Origin of the sequence: Pseudomonas sp. B20(2017), assembly GCF_002113125.1 — a bacterium.
Lineage (GTDB): Bacteria > Pseudomonadota > Gammaproteobacteria > Pseudomonadales > Pseudomonadaceae > Aquipseudomonas.
On record NZ_NEJP01000004.1, the window covers coordinates 250,019 to 270,777 of the forward strand.

Sequence of the window (20,759 nt, forward strand, 5' to 3'; positions counted from 1 at the left end):
GCAGGGCTGACTATCTAAAACCGGAAAGGAGGCCAGGTGGTAACTATGTACAGTCGTTCTCGGTATTTATCGGTAGACGCCGTCTTTGCCATGGGCGGCCGTAGCGCGATTGCTGCGCACACTGATCATCTGCTTGATGTCGATCCACTCGATGCCTTGAGCTTTCAATTTCGGCAATTCCCGCTCCAGCACGGCCAGGGTCTGTGGATAAGGATGGCCGATCATCACCGCCGAGCCCTGCTTGCGGGCCAGGCTGATTGCGGTCTGTAGCTGAGTGAAAATCGCCGCCTCGGTACGTTCGTCATCGAGAAATACATCCCGCGAAACGCTCGCAAGATCGATTTTCTGCGCCTGTTGCGCAGCGACCGTCTGGGCGCTGGTGCGACTGTCGACGAAGAACTTGTGGCGGCGTTGCAATTCACCCATCAGCCACGCCATCGCCACGGGTTGTGCGGTCATGCGACTGCCCATGTGGTTGTTGATGCCGGCGGTGTAGGGGACCATTTTGAACGCAGCGTTCAGGCGTTTCTCGAGTTCTTCGATGGGCAGTTCGGGATGCCAGGCGAACGGGCCGGTGGCCGGGTCCATCGGCATGTGCAAGATCACGATCTTGCCGGCGCGATGGGCTTCGCGGGCAAATTCGGTGGCGTGCGGGGTGTCGGGCATGATTGCCGTAGTGACTGGCCCGGGCAGGGCGAGCACGCGGCGATCCCGGGGCAAGTTCTGCCCCAGGTCGTCGATGATCAGCGTCAGGTAGGCTTTTTGAGGAGTTGGTCTGGCAGGTTCTGCGTGAGCAGCACCCGCCAGACAGCACAGCAGGACGAAGAGGAAACGCAAAGACATCCTCAACGGCCGGACGTGATGCTCAGGCCTTTGAGCAGGCTCAGGGCCTGGGCCAGCTGGTAATCGTCATCCTGCGGCATCGCCTTGGCCTTGCCGCCAGAACCGGTGGGCTTGTCCGCGCCGCCGTTGCCGTTGCCCAGGTGGCCTTGCAGATCAGCTTCCTTGAAGTAATCGCCGTCCGCCTCATTGGTGATCTTGGCGCGGCGTACTTCGATGTCCGGGACGATGCCCTGGGCCTGGATCGAGCGACCGTTCGGGGTGAAGTACAGTGCAGTGGTGATCTTCAGCGCGCGGTCATTGTTCAGCGGCAGCACGGTCTGCACCGAGCCCTTGCCGAAGCTGGTGGTGCCCATGACCACGGCGCGTTTCTGATCCTGCAGGGCGCCGGCAACGATTTCCGAGGCCGAGGCACTGCCACCGTTGATCAGCACCACCATCGGCACCGCTTCGCTCTCGTCCTTGCCGGTTGCATTGAAGCGCAATTCGGAGTTGGCGATCCGGCCCTTGGTGTAGACGATCAGGCCTTTGGTGATGAAGTGGTCGACCACTTCCACCGCCGCTTGCAGCACGCCACCCGGGTTATTGCGCAGGTCGAGGATGATGCCTTTGAGCTTCTTGCCGTTGTCCTTGCGCAGCTTGGCCAGGGCCTTGGAGACCTCTTCGCCGGTCTTGACCTGGAACTGGGTGATGCGGATCAGACCATAACCTGATTCCAGCAGTTGCGCCTTGACGCTCTTCACCTGGATTACCGCGCGGGCCAGGGTTACGTCGAATGGCGTGCCGCCGTCGCGCACCAGGGTCAGGGTGATTTTCTGGCCGATCTTGCCACGCATCTTGTCCACGGCTTCGGTCATGCTCTGGCCGCGGGTCGGCTGGCCGTTGATCTTGACGATGAAGTCACCGGCCTGAATGCCGGCCTTCGACGCCGGGGTGTCGTCGATTGGCGAAACGACCTTGATGAAGCCGTCTTCCGAGCCGACTTCGATGCCCAGACCGCCGAACTCACCGCTGGTGCTTTCCTGCAGCTCGGTGAAATCTTCCGGGCCGAGGTAGGCAGAGTGCGGATCGAGGTTGCTGAGCATGCCCTTGATCGCGTTTTCCAGCAGGGTCTTGTCGTCCACCGGCTCGACATACGCGGCCTTGATCCGGTCCATGACCTCGGCGAAGGTGCGCAACTCTTCCAGCGGCAACGGGGCTTTGCTGGTCGCGGCAGTACCTGCCGGAGCAACGGCCGGAGCCGGTTGAGCGGCGAACGCCAGAGGCGCACCGATCACCAGGGCGATCGTCAGGGCCAGCGAGCTAAGACGGGACAAATGCAGCATGTCGAACGAACTCCTAATGTAGGTAACTCACGCCTATCCTTGCGCGCGGCACCATTGCGCCGGATCACTCGGGTGACCCTGCTGACGAATTGCGAAATACAGCGCTGGAGTGTCCTGGCCGCCACTGTTGCCGACAGTGGAGATGGACTCACCGGCTTTAACCACGTCACCCGCCGATTTGAGCAGCGTCTGATTGTGGCCGTAAAGACTCAGAAAACCGTTGCCGTGGTCAAGGATCACCAGTAGTCCTGCACCGCGTAGCCAGTCTGCAAACACCACGCGCCCACCGTGTACGGCATGCACCTGGCTGCCGGCAGAGGCGCTGATCATGACGCCGTCCCACTTGGTGCGGGCATCGTCGCCACGGGTTTCGCCGAAGCGTGCCAGTAGTCGACCATCAACCGGCCATGGAAGTTTTCCCCGACTTGACGCAAAAGGGCCACCGAAGGTCTCGCCGCCGCTGGATACCAGGGCGCCGGGCGTCGATCTGACCGGTTTGCGTGGGGCGTCGGAGTTTTCCGCCTCGGCCTCACGCAAGCGCTTTTTTTCGACTTCCTGCTGGGCAATGAGCGCTTTCTGCCGCGCTTCTTCTGCCTCACGAGCCTGGCGGGCCAGGGTTTCTTCAATGGTTTTAAGGACTTTAGACAGGTCTGCCTGATCCTGCTCGCGGGCGGCGAGCTTCTGGTCCCGGGCCTTCACGTCGTCGTTCAGTTTGGCAAGGGCCTGCTGGCGCTCCTTGCGGACCTTGTCGAGCGCTTCGCGCCGAGTGTCGAGATCGCTTTGCTGCACCAGCAATTGCGCCTGCTGCAGGCCGATGTCCTTTTCGACATTGGCCAGTTGGCGCAGGGTTTCGTTGAAGCTCTTCAACTGCTCCAGGCGAGCCTGGCTCAGGTAGTCGTAATAGGTGAGCGTGCGGGCGAATTTCTCGGGATTCTGCTGGTTGAGCAGCAGCTTGAGGTATTCCTGGCGACCATTCTGGTAGGCGGCGCGGGCCTGGATGGCGATCAGTCGCTGCTGTTCAGTGCGCGCGCTCTGGAGTTTTTTTTTCTCCGCATCGAGCCGCTGCAGCTCGGATTCGCTCTTCTTCAGCTCTTTCTGCAGGGCTTCGACCTGTTTCTCGAGCTTGCCCATCTCGGTTTCGGTGCCCTTGAGCTCCTTTTGCACGCCGGATTTTTCTTCCTGGAGCTTGCCCAGCAGTTTTTTCAGCTCGGCGATGTCCTGGCGCGTGGCGTCCAGTTGCTGTTGGGTTTGCGCGCGCTCATCCGCGAAGGCCGGTTGGAGCAGGCATGTCAGAGCGAGGGCGATCAGGACGCGAAGCATAGAGGCGGGCGGCACCAGGGTAAGGGACGGCCTAGTATGCCCGCCCGACGCGGCAAAAAAAACGCCCAATTGGGACTGTGTGATAACTGGGGTGCCGGACAGAGTGAAATCCTCTTTGAAAACCCCACAAACCAATGTGGGAGCGGGCTTGCCCGCGATGGCGTCTGAACATTCAACATAGTTGTTGGCTGTCAGATTGCTATCGCGAGCAAGCTCGCTCCCACAGGGTTTGAGGTGTTTTTGCGGGCGGATTACACCAGAATCGAAGTGCCAGTCATTTCCGCCGGTTTTTCCAGGCCCAGCAGTTTCAGCATGGTCGGCGCCACGTCCGCCAGCACGCCGCCTTCGCGGACTTTCAGGTCGCGCTTGCCGACATAAATGAACGGCACCGGCTCGGTGGTGTGCGCAGTGTGCGCTTGCCCGGTGGACTCGTCGGCCATCTGCTCGACGTTGCCGTGGTCGGCGGTGATCAGCGCTTCGCCGCCGACTTTTTCCAGGGCTTCGACGATGCGACCTACGCAGGTGTCCAGGCATTCCACGGCTTTCACTGCGGCTTCGAACACGCCGCTATGGCCGACCATGTCGCCGTTGGCGTAGTTGACCACAATCACGTCGTAGCGCTGATTCTCGATGGCCTCGACGATGCGGTCGGTGACTTCCGGCGCGCTCATTTCCGGCTGCAAGTCATAGGTGGCGACTTTCGGCGACGGGATCAGGATGCGTTCTTCGCCCGGGAACGGTTCTTCACGACCGCCGGAGAAGAAGAAGGTCACGTGGGCGTATTTCTCTGTTTCGGCGATTCGCAACTGGGTCTTGCCGTTTTTCGCCAAGTAGTCGCCGAGCACGTTTTCCAGGCTGCCCGGGGCAAAGGCTGCGGGGGCCGGGATGCTGGCGGCGTATTGGGTCAGGCCCACGTACTGCACTTTTGGCTGGCGTGCGCGCTCGAATTCCTTGAAACCGTCTTCAACAAACACGCGGCTCAGCTCGCGGGCGCGGTCGGCGCGGAAGTTCATGAACACCACGGCGTCGCCGTCTTCGACTTTTACCGGCTCACCGATGCTGGTGGCTTTGACGAATTCGTCGCTCTCGCCACGGGCGTAAGCGGCTTCCAGACCTTCCTGGGCAGTGGCGGCGTTGAATTCGCCGTTGCCATCAACGATCAGGTTGTAGGCTTGGGACACGCGGTCCCAACGATTGTCGCGATCCATGGCGTAGTAGCGGCCGATCAGGCTGGCGATGCGGCCTTTGCCGAGGGCCTGGAAAGTCGCGTCGAGCAGTTCGATCGACGAAGCGGCGCTTTTTGGCGGGGTGTCACGGCCGTCGAGGAAAGCGTGCAGGTAGATTTTTTCGGCGCCGCGCTTGAAGGCCAGTTCGGCCATGGCGATCAGGTGATCCTGGTGGCTGTGAACGCCGCCATCCGACAGCAGGCCCATGAAATGCACGGCCTTGCCAGCGGCCACGGCTTTGTCCACGGCGGCGCAGATGGTCGGGTTCTCGAAGAACTCGCCGTCGCGGATCGCTTTGGTCACGCGCGTGAAGTCCTGATACACCACGCGGCCGGCGCCGAGGTTCATGTGGCCGACTTCGGAGTTGCCCATCTGGCCGTCCGGCAGACCGACGTCCATGCCGCTGCCCGAGATCAAGCCGTTCGGCACGGTAGCCCACAGGCGATCCAGAACAGGCTTCTTGGCCGCATAAACGGCGTTGGATTCGGGGCTGTCGCTGTGACCGAAGCCGTCGAGAATCATCAGGACCAAAGGTTTAGGCGTGGTAGTCATGGAATCCACTCGTGGCTAATAAGAAGAGGGCGATGGAAAAGGGAGTTGGAGTTTAAAGCGAAGTTCCGGCGGCGTCACCGCCGGACGGGGTTTGGCCGACCATAGTGGCTGTGTATACTGGCCGACATTTTAACGCCCTGGAACCTCCTTCGATGGTTGCTCACCTGATTGAATTTGCCACTAACCACTACATTCTTGTCGGTATCTTCGTCGTACTGCTGGCTTTGCTGCTGGCGCATACGGTGCAGGGCGGCGGTAAAAGCCTGAGCACGGGCGAGCTGACCGCACTGGTCAACAAGGAAGCCGGCGTGGTGGTGGACATCCGTCCGAGCAAGGACTACGCCGCCGGTCACATCGTTGGCGCGGTGAACATTCCCCAGGACAAACTGGCCGCCCGTATCGGCGAGCTGGAAAAACACAAGGCCAAGACCATCATTCTGGTCGACGCCCTGGGCCAGACTGCCGGGACCCACGCCCGCGAGCTGATGAAGGCCGGCTTCACCGCCGCCAAGCTGTCCGGCGGGATTTCCAGCTGGAAAGGCGACAACCTGCCGTTGGTGAAGTGATATGAGCGACGTCATCGTCTACTCCAGCGATTACTGCCCTTACTGCTCGCGCGCCAAGTACCTGCTCGCGAACAAAGGCGTGGCCTTCGAAGAGATCAAGGTCGATGGCAAGCCGCAGGTGCGCGCCGCCATGGCCCAGAAGGCCGGACGTACGTCCGTGCCGCAGATCTGGATCGGCGAAAAGCACATCGGCGGTTGTGATGATTTGTTTGCCCTGGAGCGCGCCGGCAAGCTCGACGCGCTGCTCAAGGCCTGACCTGCTGCACACGTAAAGAACCCTAAAAGACCCAAGATCAGAAAGGATCTGAGATGACTGACCAACAGAACACTGCAGCCAGCGAAGAAGAAACCGCACCGCAATTCTCCTTGCAGCGCATCTACGTACGCGACCTGTCCTTCGAAGCCCCGAAAAGCCCGGCGATCTTCCGTCAGCAGTGGGATCCGGCGGTCGCTCTGGATCTGAACACTCGCCAGAAAGCCCTGGAAGGTGATTTCTACGAAGTCGTGCTGACCCTGTCCGTCACCGTGAAAAACGGTGAAGAAGTGGCCTTCATCGCTGAAGTGCAACAGGCCGGTATCTTCCTGATCAAGAACCTGGACGCGGCTTCGATGAGCCACACCCTGGGTGCGTTCTGCCCGAACATCCTGTTCCCTTACGCTCGCGAAACCCTGGACAGCCTGGTGACCCGCGGTTCGTTCCCGGCCCTGATGCTGGCACCGGTGAACTTCGACGCCCTGTACGCGCAAGAGCTGCAGCGCATGCAGGAATCCGGCGAGACCCCGACCGTTCAGTAAATGATCTGAGCGTTGACGCAAGTCCAATGTGGGAGCGGGCTTGCTCGCGAAAGCGGTGTGTCAGGTGGCATAAATGTCATCTGATGCGGCCCCTTCGCGAGCAAGCCCGCTCCCACATTTGTTATGCGGTGCTATTTGAAGCCGTTCTGCCGCCACGCTTCGTACACGGCCACTGCCACGGTGTTCGACAGGTTCAGGCTGCGGCAGCCTTCTCGCATCGGCAGGCGCAGGCGCTGTTCGCCGGGCAGGGCGTCGAGCACTTCCGGCGGCAGGCCACGGCTTTCCGGGCCGAAGATGAACGCATCGCCCGGGACGAACGCGGCATCGTGAAACGGCCGCGAACCCTTGGTGGTGAAGGCGAACAGCCGTGGGTGGCCGAGGCTTTCCAGGCAGCTGGCGAGGTCGGCGTGGCGCTGCAAAGTGGCATACTCGTGGTAGTCGAGACCGGCGCGGCGCAGGCGCTTGTCGTCCATCTCGAAGCCCAGCGGTTCGATCAAATGCAGGTGGCAGCCGCTGTTGGCGCACAGCCTGATAACGTTGCCGGTGTTCGGCGGAATTTCCGGTTGAAAAAGGATGACGTGAAACATGCACGGCTCCGAAGGTAAAGATGACGCGCATTCTACGCCGCAAGCGGATCCGCGTTCGAAACTATTCCCGCGGGTGATGGCATCGCTGGCGATCGTCGGTGTGATGGTCGGGATGATGATCGGCCGTTTGACCACGCCTGATCCAAGCGTTTTGCAGCAGGTCGAGGTGATCGATGGCGGTCTGGCAGTCTGGTTCAACAACGAGCCGAAGCTGCACGGCGAGATCGTCGATGGCAGCATCGCGTTGTTGTTCGAAGCCGAAGGCAACGCGCAGAAAGGCCAGCTCAAGTTCAACGGCAAGGACGTGAACTGGCGGACGCGGTTGAGTGACGGGGGATTGTTGCTGACGCTGGTGGCGGCGCGGCCGCTGCAGGGCGACTGGGCCGGCCAGGCGGTCGATGACCGCTGGCGGCTGGAGATCCATCTCCGGGAGCAATAAAAGAGGGAATCCCCGGCCTGCCTGTACCAAGGTTCCCGAAACGGGCGGGCTCATCGCATTGCGTTCTGAGCCGGTGTAAAGAAGGAACCCCTGACCTGCCTGTATCAAGGGCCCCAAAAGGGTGGACTCATCGAGTCCGGTGTAAAGAGGGGAATCCCCGGCCTGCCTGTACCAAGGCCCCCGAAAGGGTGGGTGAATCGAATCACCTGTTGGAGTTATTGCAGGGGGCGTGCCAGGTTTTCTCGTTTTGAAACAAAAAAGCCCGGCACAATGACGAAGGCCCCGTAATACGGGGCCTTCGTCTTTTCACAGGGTGGGTTTTTCAGCGGTTTACAGTGCAAACCCGAGTCAATGGCCGTGCCCGATTAAGGGTCACGGTGCCTTGCGGCGGTGCAGGTTTGCGCTGAATTTCAGCCCTCATCGCCCTCGTCGTCATCCCCGCCATCGACCTTCATGCCGAGTTCCTTGATCTTGCGAGTCAAGGTGTTCCGGCCCCATCCCAGCAGTACGGCAGCGTCGCGACGACGTCCGGCGGTGTGCTTCAAGGCGGTCTCGATCATGATCCGCTCGAACGCCGGCACCGCGCTGTCGAGCAGGCTCGACTGACCGCGTGCCAGGGCCTGATCGGCCCACTGGCGCAGCGCCTGTTCCCAGTTGGTCACCGGCGCCGAGTCCTGTGGCAGGCTCAGCAGTTCCGGCGGCAGGTCGCTGATGTGCACCTCGCGCCCGGACGCCATCACGGTGATCCAGCGGCAGGTGTTTTCCAGCTGGCGCACGTTGCCCGGCCATGGCAGGTTTTTCAGGTATTCCTCGGTCTCGCTTTTCAGCAGCTTCGGCTCCACCGCCAGTTCTTGTGCGGCGCGGCTGAGGAAGTGCTTGGCCAGGGTCGGGATGTCTTCGCGACGGTCCGACAAGCGCGGGATATGGATGCGGATCACGTTGAGGCGGTGGAACAAGTCCTCACGGAATTTCCCGGCGTGAACCAGGGTTTCCAGATTCTGGTGGGTCGCCGCGATGATCCGTACATCGACCTTGACCGGCACATGCCCGCCAACGCGATAGAACTCGCCATCGGCCAGCACCCGCAGCAGTCGGGTCTGGGTGTCTGCCGGCATGTCGCCGATTTCATCGAGGAACAGCGTGCCGCCGTCGGCTTGTTCGAAACGCCCGCGACGCAGGTTGGCCGCGCCGGTGAAGGCGCCTTTCTCGTGGCCGAACAGCTCGGATTCCATCAGGTCTTTCGGGATCGCCGCCATGTTCAGCGCGATGAACGGCGAGGCCGCTCTTGGGCTGTGGCGGTGCAGGGCGTGAGCCACCAGTTCTTTACCGGTGCCAGATTCGCCGTTGATCAGCACGGTGATGTTGGAATGGCTCAAGCGCCCGATAGCGCGAAACACTTCCTGCATCGCCGGCGCTTCGCCGATGATTTCCGGAGTGCGGGTCAGGGTCGGTGCGACTTCCAGGCCCTGTTGTTCCTGGGCGTGCTGATTGGCGCGCTTGACCAGCGACACCGCTTCGTCGACGTCGAACGGCTTGGGCAGGTACTCGAACGCGCCGCCCTGATAGGAGGCGACAGCGCTGTCCAGATCGGAGTGAGCGGTCATGATGATCACCGGCAGCCGCGGGTGCTGCTCGCGGATCCGCGCCAGCAGGTCCAGGCCGCTGGCACCGGGCATGCGGATATCGGAGATGATCACGTCCGGCTGCTGGCGCGCGAGGCGGCTCATCACGCCATCGGCACTGTCGAAGCTCTGGGTGGTCATGCCTTCCTGTTGCAGGGCTTTTTCCAGAACCCAACGGATAGAACGGTCGTCATCGACGATCCACACGGTTTCACTACGGCTCATGTCGATGTGGCTCCTTGTTCCAGTGGCAGAAAGATCGAAAACGTGGTGTGGCCGGGGTGGCTGTCACACTCGATCAGGCCCTGGTGCTGGCTGATGATGTTCTGGGTGATGGCCAGGCCCAGTCCGGTACCGTCCGGACGGCCGCTGACCATGGGAAAGAAGATGGTTTCCTGGAGTTCCGCCGGAATGCCGGGGCCGTTGTCGATGATCTCGATTTTGGTCACCAGGCGATGGCGGACGTGGCCAATGGTGAATTGGCGCATGGTGCGAGAGCGCAAAGTGATGCGGCCCAGACGCAGTTCGTTCTGGCTGCTGATGGCCTGCATCGCATTGCGCACAATGTTCAGCACCGCCTGAATCATTTGTTCGCGATCGATCAGGACGTCGGGGATGCTCGGGTCGTAATCGCGCACCAGGGTGATGCAGCCCTGGCTTTCGGCCTCGACCAGTTGGCAGACGCGCTCCAGCACTTCGTGGACGTTGCACAGGGCCAGCGACGGCAGTTTGTTCGAACCGAGCATGCGGTCGACCAGATTACGCAGGCGGTCGGCTTCTTCGATAATCACGTTGGTATAGTCGCGCAGGCTGTCTTCCGGCAGCTCCCGGGCCAGCAACTGCGCGGCACCGCGGATGCCGCCCAGCGGGTTCTTGATCTCGTGGGCCAGGCCGCGCACCAGCATCTTGCTGGTTTCCTGCTTCGACAACTGCGCCTCTTCCTTGGTGATCCGCAGCAAGCGGTCGCGAGGGTGAACCTCCAGCAACAGTAGGGTCGCGCCATTGCTGAGAATTGGCGTCACCGCGTAATCGACGGTCAGGGTCTGGCCGGTAAGGGCGGTGAGCATCGCTTCGCGCTTGGTGAACGGGTGCGCCTGCTCCACCGCCTGGCGCAACGAGTTGAGCGCTTCGGTGGACTCGGTGAACAGTTCGCTGATGAACTGCCCATGGCTACGCTGACCGCTGATGGCCAGCAGCATCTCCGCCGCCGGGTTCATGTACTCGAGGCGCAATTCGCTGTCGAGCAGGATGGTGGCGGTGGTCAGGTTGTCGAGTAGCAAGCGATGCAGTGCGTCACTGATGGTCATGAGGACCTCTTTTGGAGCATGGCGCGCGCAGGGATACAGCGCTGATGCGAGGAAAATGCAAAAACCAAACCAAGGCTCCGAAAAGAAGCGTTCAACCCCTGAAACGGGCGTTTGACGCTCGTTTGCGTGGCAGTCAGACCGCTCTGGCGGGTACTTTCGAACCAAAATGGGTTGGAATGTGAGTACGGTGCAGTGTGTTGCACCAATATAGTGCGCAAAGCTGAACAGCATCAGAAGAAACGTAGGAAAGGATTTTTCGGTTCGGCGGGTTTGTCTTTCAGCGGGCATTCCGGGCGCACGCCATAGTCGGCGCTGACGCAGGGTTTGACCTGGCGTTTCTGTGCCAGGGAAATGCGTTGCATGTGGAACGGCTGGTTGGCGGTTTTCTCCACGGTTCGGCCCTGAGCGTCGAGGATCTCGACCGACAGGTTGTGGCTGCCGCGATCGATATTGTTCAGCGGGAACACCGGACTCAAGCCGGGTTCGCCGACGGCTTTGCCATCCAGCAGCAGGCGATAAAGATGACCTCTTTGCAGGCCCGGCTCGCTGGTGACGCTGACGATCAGCTCGCCGGCGCTGCTGCGAATGGTCGCGTCCGGCTCGGGGATCAGCACGCGCAGCATGTCGTAGTGGAACAGCGGCGGTTCTGCTGATTTCTTCGAAGGTGTAACCGGCGCGGCACCGGTCGGGTTCGAGGCCATGCGATTGCTGGTGGCCAGTGGCACACGCTTGGCGTTGCCCCGCGGTTGATCGGTATAAACGCGATTACCCTGTGCGTCGATGTAAGTGAACACCTCGGCGGACGCGCCGAGCGCGATCAACAACAGGCACAAGGCAATCAATCCTCGCGTCATGGCTTGTGCACCCGCTGCACGGTGACCACCACCGCAGGACTCTGCTGAATGATCGCCTCGCCATTGATCACCTGTACTGCGAGCCGATGTTCGCCCCGGTCAACGTTCACCAGTTGCAGGATCGGCACGTTGCTCAGTTGGCCATAAGGCGCGTCGTCCAGCAGCAGACGCAATTGATGCGGCGGTTGCAGGCGCGGTTTGATCAGCACGCTGACGGTGAAGGTGCCGTTGTTGGCGCGCAGGGCTTCCTCGGTGGGCAGGCCGGTCAGCTCCAGCACTTCATAAGCATTGCGCGCAGGCTCACGAGTGGCCGTATCTGACGACGGCGCATTCGGTGCCTGAGGCTGGACGCTGTTGAGCGGCGGCAGCTCCACCGACTGTGCCTGCACGCCGTCCGGCGCATGATCGCTGTACACCGTGTTGCCGCTGGCGTCGGTGTACTTGTAGATCTGTGCGGCGACGGGCAGGGCGATCAGCAGCAAAATATAGAGAAGGGTGCGACCCATGAAATCGACCGAAAACGAAAACGATGGGTTGCAGCATAGGCCAGTCGCGGCGGTTGGCCCAACTTGCTGCACATCCAGAAATGTATTCAAGCACCACAAGTCCCTGTGGGAGCGGGCTTGCTCGCGAAGGCGTCGTATCAGTCAGCATCATCTCCAATGATCCGCCGCTTTCGCGAGCAAGCCCGTTCCCACAGGGTGGTGCATCGTCAACAAATTCCGGCCAATAAAAAAGGCCTCCCGAAGGAGGCCTCTTTTTGTCACGCCGCGTAGCGCGGCGCTACCGGATCAGCAGCTGTAGTACAGCTCATATTCCAGTGGGTGTACGAAGGTGCGGACCTTGATTTCTTCTTCGGATTTCAGCGCGATGTAAGCGTCGATGAAGTCGTCGGAGAACACCCCGCCCTTGGTCAGGAACGCACGGCCCTTGTCCAGCTCTTCCAGGGCTTCTTTCAGGCTGCCGCAGACTTGCGGGATCTCTTTCGCCTCTTCAGGCGGCAGGTCGTACAGGTTTTTGTCGGCAGCATCGCCTGGGTGGATCTTGTTCTGGATACCGTCCAGACCGGCCATCAGCAGTGCTGCGAAAGCCAGGTACGGGTTGGCAGCCGGATCCGGGAAACGGGCTTCGATACGACGGCCTTTAGGGCTGTTGACGTAAGGAATACGGATCGAGGCGGAACGGTTGCGAGCCGAGTAGGCCAGCATCACCGGAGCTTCGAAACCTGGCACCAGACGCTTGTAGGAGTTGGTGGAAGGGTTGGTGAAGCCGTTCAGGGCCTTACCGTGCTTGATGATGCCGCCGATGAAGTACAGGGCGGTGTCGGACAGGCCGGCATAACCTTCACCTGCGAAGGTGTTCTTGCCATCTTTGGAGATGGACATGTGAACGTGCATGCCCGAACCGTTGTCGCCGTACAGAGGCTTCGGCATGAAGGTCGCGGTGCGGCCGTAAGCGTCGGCAACGTTGTGTACAACGTACTTCAGGGTCTGGGTTTCGTCGGCTTTCTTCACCAGAGTGTTGAACTTGACGCCGATTTCGTTCTGGCCGGCAGTCGCCACTTCGTGGTGGTGAACTTCAACGGTCAGGCCCATTTCTTCCAGTGCGTTGCACATGGAGGTGCGGATTTCGTGGTCGTGGTCGAACGGCGGAACCGGGAAGTAGCCGCCTTTCACGCCTGGACGGTGGCCTTTGTTGCCGCCTTCCACGTCCTGGTCGGACATCCACGAGCCTTGCTCGGAGTAGATCTTGAACATCGAACCGGAGATGTCGGACTTGAACTTCACTTCGTCGAAGATGAAGAATTCAGGCTCTGGACCGGCGAATACGGTGTCACCGATACCGGTGGTCTTCAGGTATTCCTCGGCGCGGCGGGCGATGGCGCGCGGGTCGCGATCGTAACCTTGCATGGTCGAAGGTTCGATGATGTCGCAGACCAGGATCAGGGTCGGCTCTTCGGTGAACGGGTCCAGAACGGCGGTTTCGTCGTCCGGCAGCAGGATCATGTCGGAGGCTTCGATGCCTTTCCAGCCAGCGATGGAGGAACCGTCGAACATCTTGCCAACTTCGAAGAAGTCGTCTTCCAGCGCATCGCGAGCCGGCATGGTCACGTGGTGCTGAGTGCCTTTGGTGTCCGTGAAGCGCAGATCAATCCACTTGACGTCATGATCTTTGATGAGTTGAACCGACTTCGACATAGTGTCCTCCGGGTGAATTAGGGCGGGTAGTGGATGCCCTTAATAGTGGTGATGCCGGCGCGAATACTCTGCCAAGGCAACCTGCCTCACAAGGGAGCAAATTGCATGCCAGTGCCCCAGCATGGGTTTTTTGCCCCAAATTCACGCTTCTGAAGGTCGAAAGCGCCTTAAAGGCGAAAATCTCGCCCTTTAATGTAGCGCTCAAATAGAAAAATGACCCGTTTTGGTGCGAGCAAAACCTTCTGCACATTAACTGGTTAAACCTTGAGCAATTTCCGCTATAATCCGCGCCCCCCTTTTTCGGCTGGCCCTGCGCGCGCTGTTTTCATGAAACTAATCGTAAAAGTCTTCCCCGAGATCACCATCAAAAGCCGACCTGTCCGGACGAAATTTATCCGCCAGCTGGCCAAGAACATCCGCACCGTGCTCCGCGACCTGGACCCGGCCGTGGTGGTGAACGGTGTGTGGGACAATCTCGAGCTGGAAACCCGCGTCACCGATCCCAAGGCCCTGAAGGAGATGGGCGAACGCCTGACCTGCATGCCGGGCATCGCGCACTTTCTGCAGATCGACGAGTACCCGCTGGGCGACTTCGACGACATCACCGAGAAGTGCAAGCAGCACTACGGCGATGCGCTGGCCGGGAAGATCTTTTCGGTGCGCTGCAAGCGTGCGGGCAAGCATGCGTTCAGCTCGATGGACGTCGAAAAATACGTCGGCAGCAAGCTGCGCCGTGAGTGCGGCGCTGCCGGAATCGACTTGAAAGCGCCGGAAATCGAAGTCCGTATCGAAGTTCGCGACAAACGGTTGTTTGTGATCCACAGCCAGCACAATGGCATCGGCGGCTACCCGCTCGGTGCGCTGGAGCAGACGCTGGTGCTGATGTCCGGCGGTTTTGACTCGACGGTTGCCGCCTACCAGATCCTTCGTCGCGGCCTGATGACGCACTTCTGCTTCTTCAATCTGGGCGGTCGTGCCCACGAATTGGGCGTGATGGAAGTCGCGCATTTCATCTGGAAGAAGTACGGCAGCTCGCAACGCGTGCTATTTGTCAGTGTTCCGTTCGAAGAAGTATTGGGCGAAATTCTCGGCAAGGTCGACGACAGTCATATGGGTGTCGTATTGAAGCGTATGATGTTGCGCGCAGCGTCGAGCATTGCCGAACGCCTGCACATCGATGCGCTGGTCACCGGCGAAGCGATTTCCCAGGTGTCGAGCCAGACGTTGCCGAACCTGTCGGTCATCGATTGCGTCACCGACAAGCTGGTGCTGCGGCCGCTGATCGTCGCCCACAAGCAGGACATCATCGACACGGCCGACCAGATCGGCACCGGTGATTTCGCCCGGCACATGCCGGAATACTGCGGCGTCATCTCGGTCAACCCGAAGACCGCCGCCAAGCGTGGCCGGGTCGAGCACGAAGAGCAGGAATTCGACATGGCGGTGCTCGAGCGTGCGCTCGCAAACGCCAGACTGGTGCCGATCGATCGGGTGATCGACGAATTGGGCCAGGATTTGCAGATCGAAGAAGTCAGCGAAGCGCTGGCCGGTCAGATTGTCATCGACATCCGTCACCCGGATGCCGCCGAGGATGACCCGCTGGAGCTCGCCGGCATAGAGGTACAGACGATGCCGTTCTATGCAGTGAACGCTCGTTTCAAGGAACTGGACCCTACTCGCCAGTACCTGCTGTATTGCGACAAAGGCGTGATGAGTCGCCTGCATGCCCACCATTTGCTCAGTGAGGGGCATGCCAATGTGCGCGTTTATCGACCGAGCTAAGTGCCCGGGGCTGTTTGCCTGTGGCCTGCGTCACCGGCCCCCCGACACTGCCGTCAAGCTGTAACGGCCATGCCGGACACTACTGCTAATCGCTGCCAGGACTTGTCAGCAAACCGAATCCTCTGATCGAGATACACAAGTGATCGAAAATCTACGCAACATCGCCATCATTGCCCACGTTGACCATGGTAAGACCACCCTGGTAGACAAACTCCTGCGTCAATCCGGCACCCTGGAGCGCAACGAGCTCAACGACGAGCGCGTGATGGACTCCAACGACCAGGAAAAAGAGCGCGGCATTACCATTCTGGCGAAAAACACCGCCATCAACTGGAACGGCTACCACATCAACATCGTGGACACCCCGGGCCACGCCGACTTCGGCGGCGAAGTTGAGCGCGTTATGTCCATGGTTGACTCCGTGCTGCTGCTGGTCGACGCCCAAGACGGCCCTATGCCACAAACCCGTTTCGTGACCAAGAAGGCTTTCGAAGCCGGTCTGAAGCCAATCGTCGTAATCAACAAGGTTGACCGTCCGGGCGCGCGTCCTGACTGGGTTCTGGACCAGATCTTCGACCTGTTCGACAACCTGGGTGCCACCGACGAACAGCTGGACTTCAAAGTCGTCTACGCCTCGGCCCTGAACGGCATTGCCGGTCTGGACCACACCGAAATGGGCGAAGACATGACCGCGCTGTACCAGGCGGTAGTCGACCACGTTCCGCCTCCGGCTGTTGACCGTGACGGCCCGTTCCAGATGCAGATCTCCGCTCTGGACTACAACAGCTTCCTGGGTGTTATCGGTGTTGGCCGTATTGCTCGTGGTCGCGTCAAGCCGAACACTCCGGTTGTCGCTATCAGCGCCGACGGCAAGCGCCGCAACGGTCGTATCCTGAAGCTGATGGGTCACCACGGTCTGCACCGCGTTGACGTTGAAGAAGCTGCAGCTGGCGACATCGTCTGCATCAGCGGTTTCGACGAGCTGTTCATCTCCGACACCCTGTGCGACGTCAACACCGTCGAGGCGATGAAGCCTCTGACCGTTGACGAGCCAACCGTTTCCATGACCTTCCAGGTAAACGACTCGCCATTCTGCGGTAAAGAAGGCAAGTTCGTGACCTCCCGTAACATCAAGGATCGTCTGGACAAAGAGCTGCTGTACAACGTTGCACTGCGCGTTGAAGAAGGCGACTCGGCTGACAAGTTCAAGGTATCCGGCCGTGGTGAGCTGCACCTCTCGGTACTGATCGAAACCATGCGTCGCGAAGGCTTCGAGCTGGCCCTGGGCCGTCCTGAAGTGATCATCCGTGAAGTTGACGGCGTGAAGCAGGAACCGTTCGAAAACGTAACCATCGACATCCCTGAAGAATCCCAGGGCAAGGTCATGGAAGAAATGGGTCTGCGTAAAGGCGACCTGAGCAACATGGTGCCGGATGGCAAAGGCCGTGTTCGTCTGGAATACAACATCCCTGCTCGCGGTCTGATCGGTTTCCGTAACCAGTTCCTGACCCTGACCAACGGTGCTGGCATCCTGACCTCGATCTTCGACCGTTACGCTCCAGTGAAGTCGGGCCACATGTCCGGCCGTCAGAACGGCGTTCTGGTTTCGGTTGAAACCGGCAAGGCACTGACCTACTCCCTGGAAACCCTGCAGGCTCGTGGCAAGCTGTTCGTAGAACACGGCCAGGAGATCTACAACGGTCAGATCGTTGGTCAGAACTCCCGCGACAACGACCTGGGTGTGAACCCGACCAAAGGCAAGAAGCTCGACAACATGCGTGCTTCGGGTAAAGACGAAACCATCGCTCTGGTCCCACCTGTTCGCTTCACCCTGGAACAGGCTCTGGAATACATCCAGGAAGACGAGCTGTGCGAAGTGACTCCTAAGTCCATCCGTCTTCGCAAGAAGATCCTGGACGAAAGCGAGCGTACCCGCGCTGCCAAGAAAGCCAAGGCGTAAGATTTAGCCAAGGCTAAAAAAAACGCCCCCGGTCGAGAGACCGCGGGCGTTTTTGTTTGTATGGGGTTTATGCAGTGTCTGTTCCGTCGCTATCGCGGGTAAGCCCGCTCCCACAGTGTTTTGAGTCGTACCTAAAGTTTGTGTACAGCAAAAAAACTGTGGGAGCTGGCTTGCCAGCGAAGGCGGCCGATCAGCCGCCGAACATCTCAGGGCAGATCAGAATTTCTCGATCGAACGGGAGTTCTGCACCCGCTCCACTTCCTTCGGCTTGTACGCGCAATAACCCGGGCGCGGACCGATTTTCGGGTGGTTGCGGCAGGTGTCCGGGCGCTTGTCATAAATGGTGCACAGGCGGCTCTTACGATCCAGGTAGTAGCAATCGTTGTTGCTCATACGCTGCAGGGTGAAGATCCCCGACTTCTGATTGAAGCGCTCGACCAGGCCTTCCTTTTGCAGACGCTTGGCGATGTTCTTCGGCGGGTCGCCCAGTTCGAACTCGTCGACCACACCGATGCGCACCAGATCCTTGATCTTGACCTCGACCGGCAGCGTGCAGCAGCTGGAAACGCACGAGCCGCACATCGGGGCCGAATATTTGGCCCAGGTATCGAGACGGTCGATCTCGGCTGCGGCGATCAGGTTGGGCTTCATCATCGGTGTTTACCAGGCGTGTGCATCAGGGCGCGCGATCATACCGGGACTGGTGGATTTTTGAACAACCTTTCGCCAGATTTTTTCTTCATGCGCCAGCATCGTCCGACAATTCGGCACGGCCCCTGCATTCATTACGGCATTCGCCAAGGTATTGCCGGACGAAGTCTCACTCTCAGGAAAAACTGCCGAACCAGAGCCCCTACCGTCGGTCAGACCGTCTAGGCTCTGACAATTCCCCGCTCGCTCGAGGTCCTATCGATGACTCAAGAACCACTAGTTCGCGAAGCAGAGGTGGCCGCATTCCGCGACGCCGTCCTGACCAAACTCACCTACGCGGTGGGCAAAGACCCGGATCACGCCTTCGACCATGACTGGTTCGAAGCCATTGCCCTGGCGGCGCGCGATCACATGGTCGAGCACTGGATGGACCACACCCGGCAGATCTATCGCAAAGGTCAGAAGCGGGTGTATTACCTCTCACTGGAATTCCTCATCGGCCGCCTGCTGTACGACAGCCTGAGCAACCTCGGTCTGCTGGACGTTGCCCGAGAAGCGCTGACCGAACTGGGCGTCGATCTGGAGCGCATCCGCATCCTGGAGCCGGATGCGGCATTGGGCAACGGTGGCCTCGGACGGCTGGCGGCGTGCTTCATGGAAAGCATGTCGACCCTCGGCATCGCCGGACACGGCTACGGCATTCGTTATGAGCACGGGCTGTTTCGCCAGGCCATCGTCGATGGCTGGCAACAGGAGCAAACCGAGCATTGGCTGGATTTCGGCAACCCCTGGGAGTTCGAGCGGCCAGAGGTGGTCTATCCGATCGGCTTTGGCGGCAGCGTCGAGACTGTCACCGATGCCAGCGGCAAGTCCCGGCAAGTCTGGCACCCGGCGGAAACCGTCCGGGCGATTGCCTACGACACCCCGGTGGTCGGCTGGCGCGGGGCGAGCGTCAACACCTTGCGCCTGTGGCGGGCGAGGGCCATGGAAGACTTGCATCTGGAGCGCTTCAACGCCGGCGACCACCTGGGCGCCGTCGCCGAAGTAGCCCGGGCCGAAAGTATCTCCCGCGTGCTTTACCCGGCGGACAGCACCGAGGCCGGGCAGGAACTGCGCCTGCGTCAGGAATACTTCTTCGTCGCCGCGTCGCTTCAGGATTTGCTGCGCCGTCATCGCAACATGCACACCTCGGTGCTGACCCTCGGCGATCACGCGGCAATCCAGCTCAACGACACGCACCCCTCGATCGCTGTCGCCGAGCTGATGCGCCAACTGGTCGACGTCTACGACGTGGCCTGGGACGCGGCGTGGCAAGTCACTGTCGACACGCTGTCGTACACCAACCACACGCTGCTCCCCGAAGCGCTGGAAACCTGGCCGGTGGGCCTGATGGAGCGCATGCTGCCGCGGCACATGCAGATCATCTATCTGATCAACGCCCAGCATATCGATTCGCTGCGGGCCAAGGGCCTCCACGATTTCGACGTGCTGCGCGCGGTCTCGCTGATCGAGGAAGACAACGGCCGCCGGGTGCGCATGGGCAACCTCGCGTTCCTCGGTTCCCACAGCGTCAACGGGGTGTCCGGGCTGCACACGCAGTTGATGCGCAAAACCGTGTTCGCCGAGCTGCACAAGCTGTATCCGGAGCGGATCAACAATAAAACCAACGGCATCACCTTCCGCCGCTGGCTTTATCAGGCCAACCCGGAACTGACGTCGATGCTGGTTGATTCCCTCGGCGCGGATGTTCTGGATAATCCGGAGCAGCGTCTGCTCGATCTGGAGCCATTCGCCGAAAAACCAGCCTTCCGTAAAGCTTTTGCCGAGCAGCGGCTGCACAGCAAAAAGGCCCTTGCGTACCTGATCCATGAACGGCTGGGGATCGCGGTCAACCCGGCGGCCATGTTCGACGTGCAGGTCAAACGGATCCACGAATACAAACGTCAGTTGCTCAACCTGATGCACACGGTCGCGCTGTACCAGGCGATCCGCGCCGAGCCGGAAATCGACTGGGTGCCACGGGTGAAAATCTTTGCCGGCAAGGCAGCGGCGAGTTATCACCAGGCCAAGCTGATCATCAAACTGACCAACGACATCGCCCGGGTGGTGAACAACGACCCGACCGTGCGTGGCCTGCTCAAAGTGGTGTTCCTGCCCAACTACAACGTCAGCCTGGCGGAAAGCATCATTCCGGCGGCGGACCTGTCGGAGCAGATCTCCACCGCCGGTTTCGAAGCCTCGGGCACCAGCAACATGAAGTTCGGCCTGAACGGCGCGCTGACCATCGGCACCCTCGACGGTGCCAACGTGGAAATGTGCGAGAGCATCGGCGCGGAGCACATGTTTATCTTTGGCCTCAGTGCCCAGCAGGTCGAAGCGCGCAAGCAGAACCACGAGTTCAGCGCGGTGCCGGACATTGCCGCGTCCCATCGCCTCAACGATGTGTTGCAGGCGATTCGCAGCGGGGTGTTCTCGCCGGACGACACGTCGCGCTACACCGGGCTGATCGATTCGCTGGTGGATTATGACCGGTTCTTCGTCTGCGCCGATTTCGACTCCTACTGGGAGGCGCAGATGCGCGTCGATGCGCTCTGGCACGACGCCAATAACTGGTGGCGTTCGGCGGTGCTGAATACTTCGCGCATGGGCTGGTTCTCCTCCGACCGGACAATCCGCGAGTACGCCACGGATATCTGGAAGGCACTCGAGTAACTTTTAGCGACAAATGTGCGCCC

18 protein-coding genes are annotated in these 20,759 nt (G+C 60.3%); 7 read left to right on the forward strand and 11 right to left on the reverse strand.

Annotation, left to right across the window (positions count from 1 at the left end; all coding sequences use genetic code 11):
- Positions 1-66 precede the first annotated feature (66 nt).
- The 4 genes from CAF63_RS08135 to gpmI all read right to left on the reverse strand — a co-directional run bounded on the left by CAF63_RS08135 (position 67) and on the right by gpmI (position 5,263).
- A complete protein-coding gene (locus CAF63_RS08135) occupies positions 67-843 on the reverse strand; it encodes a divergent polysaccharide deacetylase family protein (RefSeq protein ID WP_085684060.1) in 777 nt (258 codons plus the stop codon).
- Positions 844-845: 2 nt separating this feature from the next.
- A complete protein-coding gene (locus CAF63_RS08140; RefSeq protein WP_085684058.1) occupies positions 846-2,165 on the reverse strand; it encodes a S41 family peptidase in 1,320 nt (439 codons plus the stop codon).
- 33 nt (positions 2,166-2,198) lie between these two features.
- Positions 2,199-3,485 carry a murein hydrolase activator EnvC gene (locus CAF63_RS08145; RefSeq protein ID WP_085684056.1) on the reverse strand — a complete coding sequence of 429 codons (1,287 nt, stop codon included), beginning with the start codon at positions 3,483-3,485 and terminating at the stop codon, positions 2,199-2,201.
- Between the two features lie 251 nt (positions 3,486-3,736).
- Complete coding sequence (gene gpmI / locus CAF63_RS08150; RefSeq protein ID WP_085684054.1) at positions 3,737-5,263, reverse strand: 2,3-bisphosphoglycerate-independent phosphoglycerate mutase; 1,527 nt, start codon at positions 5,261-5,263, stop codon at positions 3,737-3,739.
- Between the two features lie 152 nt (positions 5,264-5,415).
- Between gpmI and CAF63_RS08155 the strand changes: the two genes are divergently transcribed.
- Genes CAF63_RS08155 through secB form a run of 3 tightly spaced genes read left to right on the forward strand, consistent with a single transcriptional unit; the run spans position 5,416 to position 6,624 of the window.
- Positions 5,416-5,829, forward strand: coding sequence for a rhodanese-like domain-containing protein (locus CAF63_RS08155; RefSeq protein WP_007952524.1), 414 nt, complete (start codon positions 5,416-5,418; stop codon positions 5,827-5,829).
- Between the two features lies 1 nt (position 5,830).
- A complete protein-coding gene (gene grxC, locus CAF63_RS08160) occupies positions 5,831-6,085 on the forward strand; it encodes a glutaredoxin 3 (protein ID WP_085684052.1) in 255 nt (84 codons plus the stop codon).
- Positions 6,086-6,138: 53 nt separating this feature from the next.
- Positions 6,139-6,624: a protein-export chaperone SecB gene (secB, locus tag CAF63_RS08165; protein ID WP_007909233.1), complete on the forward strand. Its 486-nt coding sequence runs from the start codon at positions 6,139-6,141 to the stop codon at positions 6,622-6,624.
- Positions 6,625-6,755: 131 nt separating this feature from the next.
- Here the strand turns inward: secB and CAF63_RS08170 are convergent, their stop codons facing one another.
- A complete protein-coding gene (locus tag CAF63_RS08170) occupies positions 6,756-7,211 on the reverse strand; it encodes a tRNA (cytidine(34)-2'-O)-methyltransferase (protein WP_065257698.1) in 456 nt (151 codons plus the stop codon).
- Here CAF63_RS08170 and CAF63_RS08175 point away from each other — a divergent pair.
- Complete coding sequence (locus tag CAF63_RS08175; RefSeq protein WP_085684050.1) at positions 7,210-7,650, forward strand: hypothetical protein; 441 nt, start codon at positions 7,210-7,212, stop codon at positions 7,648-7,650. The two genes, CAF63_RS08170 and CAF63_RS08175, sit on opposite strands and share 2 nt — an antisense overlap.
- A gap of 410 nt (positions 7,651-8,060) precedes the next feature.
- On the opposite strand, the gene ntrC is transcribed toward CAF63_RS08175, so the two are convergent.
- From ntrC to glnA, 5 genes are all read right to left on the reverse strand, one after another.
- Complete coding sequence (gene ntrC / locus CAF63_RS08180; protein WP_007952518.1) at positions 8,061-9,497, reverse strand: nitrogen regulation protein NR(I); 1,437 nt, start codon at positions 9,495-9,497, stop codon at positions 8,061-8,063.
- Complete coding sequence (glnL, locus tag CAF63_RS08185; protein ID WP_085684048.1) at positions 9,494-10,579, reverse strand: nitrogen regulation protein NR(II); 1,086 nt, start codon at positions 10,577-10,579, stop codon at positions 9,494-9,496. Before glnL ends, ntrC begins: the two co-directional genes overlap by 4 nt.
- Before the next feature lie 230 nt (positions 10,580-10,809).
- Positions 10,810-11,433 (reverse strand): DUF4124 domain-containing protein, encoded by a 624-nt coding sequence (locus CAF63_RS08190; RefSeq protein ID WP_085684046.1) that lies wholly within the window; start codon positions 11,431-11,433, stop codon positions 10,810-10,812.
- Positions 11,430-11,939, reverse strand: a complete 510-nt coding sequence (locus tag CAF63_RS08195; RefSeq protein ID WP_085684044.1) for a DUF4124 domain-containing protein — start codon at positions 11,937-11,939, stop codon at positions 11,430-11,432. The genes CAF63_RS08190 and CAF63_RS08195 overlap by 4 nt, the downstream gene beginning before the upstream one ends.
- A gap of 285 nt (positions 11,940-12,224) precedes the next feature.
- The gene (gene glnA, locus CAF63_RS08200) at positions 12,225-13,631 is read right to left on the reverse strand and encodes a glutamate--ammonia ligase (RefSeq protein ID WP_085684042.1); all 1,407 of its coding nucleotides are present in this window, start codon (positions 13,629-13,631) and stop codon (positions 12,225-12,227) included.
- Between the two features lie 327 nt (positions 13,632-13,958).
- Here glnA and thiI point away from each other — a divergent pair, with 327 nt between their 5' ends.
- Entirely contained in the window at positions 13,959-15,413 is a 1,455-nt protein-coding gene (gene thiI / locus CAF63_RS08210; protein WP_085684040.1) for a tRNA uracil 4-sulfurtransferase ThiI, read from the forward strand.
- A 139-nt stretch (positions 15,414-15,552) separates the two neighbouring features.
- The gene (gene typA, locus CAF63_RS08215; RefSeq protein WP_085684038.1) at positions 15,553-17,373 is read left to right on the forward strand and encodes a translational GTPase TypA; all 1,821 of its coding nucleotides are present in this window, start codon (positions 15,553-15,555) and stop codon (positions 17,371-17,373) included.
- Between the two features lie 216 nt (positions 17,374-17,589).
- On the opposite strand, the gene CAF63_RS08220 is transcribed toward typA, so the two are convergent.
- Complete coding sequence (locus CAF63_RS08220; protein ID WP_007961740.1) at positions 17,590-18,027, reverse strand: YkgJ family cysteine cluster protein; 438 nt, start codon at positions 18,025-18,027, stop codon at positions 17,590-17,592.
- 258 nt (positions 18,028-18,285) lie between these two features.
- On the opposite strand from CAF63_RS08220, the gene CAF63_RS08225 reads away from it, so the two are divergent.
- Positions 18,286-20,736 carry a glycogen/starch/alpha-glucan phosphorylase gene (locus tag CAF63_RS08225; protein WP_085684036.1) on the forward strand — a complete coding sequence of 817 codons (2,451 nt, stop codon included), beginning with the start codon at positions 18,286-18,288 and terminating at the stop codon, positions 20,734-20,736.
- The last annotated feature ends 23 nt before the right edge of the window (positions 20,737-20,759 follow it).

Bases quoted from the DNA above. Each gene is read 5' to 3' on its own strand.
- glnA (WP_085684042.1), bottom strand. From the start codon at position 13,631: ATGTCGAAGTCGGTTCAACTCATCAAAGATCATGACGTCAAGTGGATT.
- glnL (WP_085684048.1), bottom strand. From the start codon at position 10,579: ATGACCATCAGTGACGCACTGCATCGCTTGCTACTCGACAACCTGACC.
- CAF63_RS08190 (WP_085684046.1), bottom strand. From the start codon at position 11,433: ATGACGCGAGGATTGATTGCCTTGTGCCTGTTGTTGATCGCGCTCGGC.
- CAF63_RS08220 (WP_007961740.1), bottom strand. From the start codon at position 18,027: ATGATGAAGCCCAACCTGATCGCCGCAGCCGAGATCGACCGTCTCGAT.
- CAF63_RS08135 (WP_085684060.1), bottom strand. From the start codon at position 843: ATGTCTTTGCGTTTCCTCTTCGTCCTGCTGTGCTGTCTGGCGGGTGCT.
- CAF63_RS08175 (WP_085684050.1), top strand. From the start codon at position 7,210: ATGCACGGCTCCGAAGGTAAAGATGACGCGCATTCTACGCCGCAAGCG.
- CAF63_RS08225 (WP_085684036.1), top strand. From the start codon at position 18,286: ATGACTCAAGAACCACTAGTTCGCGAAGCAGAGGTGGCCGCATTCCGC.
- secB (WP_007909233.1), top strand. From the start codon at position 6,139: ATGACTGACCAACAGAACACTGCAGCCAGCGAAGAAGAAACCGCACCG.
- CAF63_RS08170 (WP_065257698.1), bottom strand. From the start codon at position 7,211: ATGTTTCACGTCATCCTTTTTCAACCGGAAATTCCGCCGAACACCGGC.
- CAF63_RS08145 (WP_085684056.1), bottom strand. From the start codon at position 3,485: ATGCTTCGCGTCCTGATCGCCCTCGCTCTGACATGCCTGCTCCAACCG.
- grxC (WP_085684052.1), top strand. From the start codon at position 5,831: ATGAGCGACGTCATCGTCTACTCCAGCGATTACTGCCCTTACTGCTCG.
- gpmI (WP_085684054.1), bottom strand. From the start codon at position 5,263: ATGACTACCACGCCTAAACCTTTGGTCCTGATGATTCTCGACGGCTTC.
- CAF63_RS08195 (WP_085684044.1), bottom strand. From the start codon at position 11,939: ATGGGTCGCACCCTTCTCTATATTTTGCTGCTGATCGCCCTGCCCGTC.
- CAF63_RS08155 (WP_007952524.1), top strand. From the start codon at position 5,416: ATGGTTGCTCACCTGATTGAATTTGCCACTAACCACTACATTCTTGTC.
- ntrC (WP_007952518.1), bottom strand. From the start codon at position 9,497: ATGAGCCGTAGTGAAACCGTGTGGATCGTCGATGACGACCGTTCTATC.
- CAF63_RS08140 (WP_085684058.1), bottom strand. From the start codon at position 2,165: ATGCTGCATTTGTCCCGTCTTAGCTCGCTGGCCCTGACGATCGCCCTG.
- thiI (WP_085684040.1), top strand. From the start codon at position 13,959: ATGAAACTAATCGTAAAAGTCTTCCCCGAGATCACCATCAAAAGCCGA.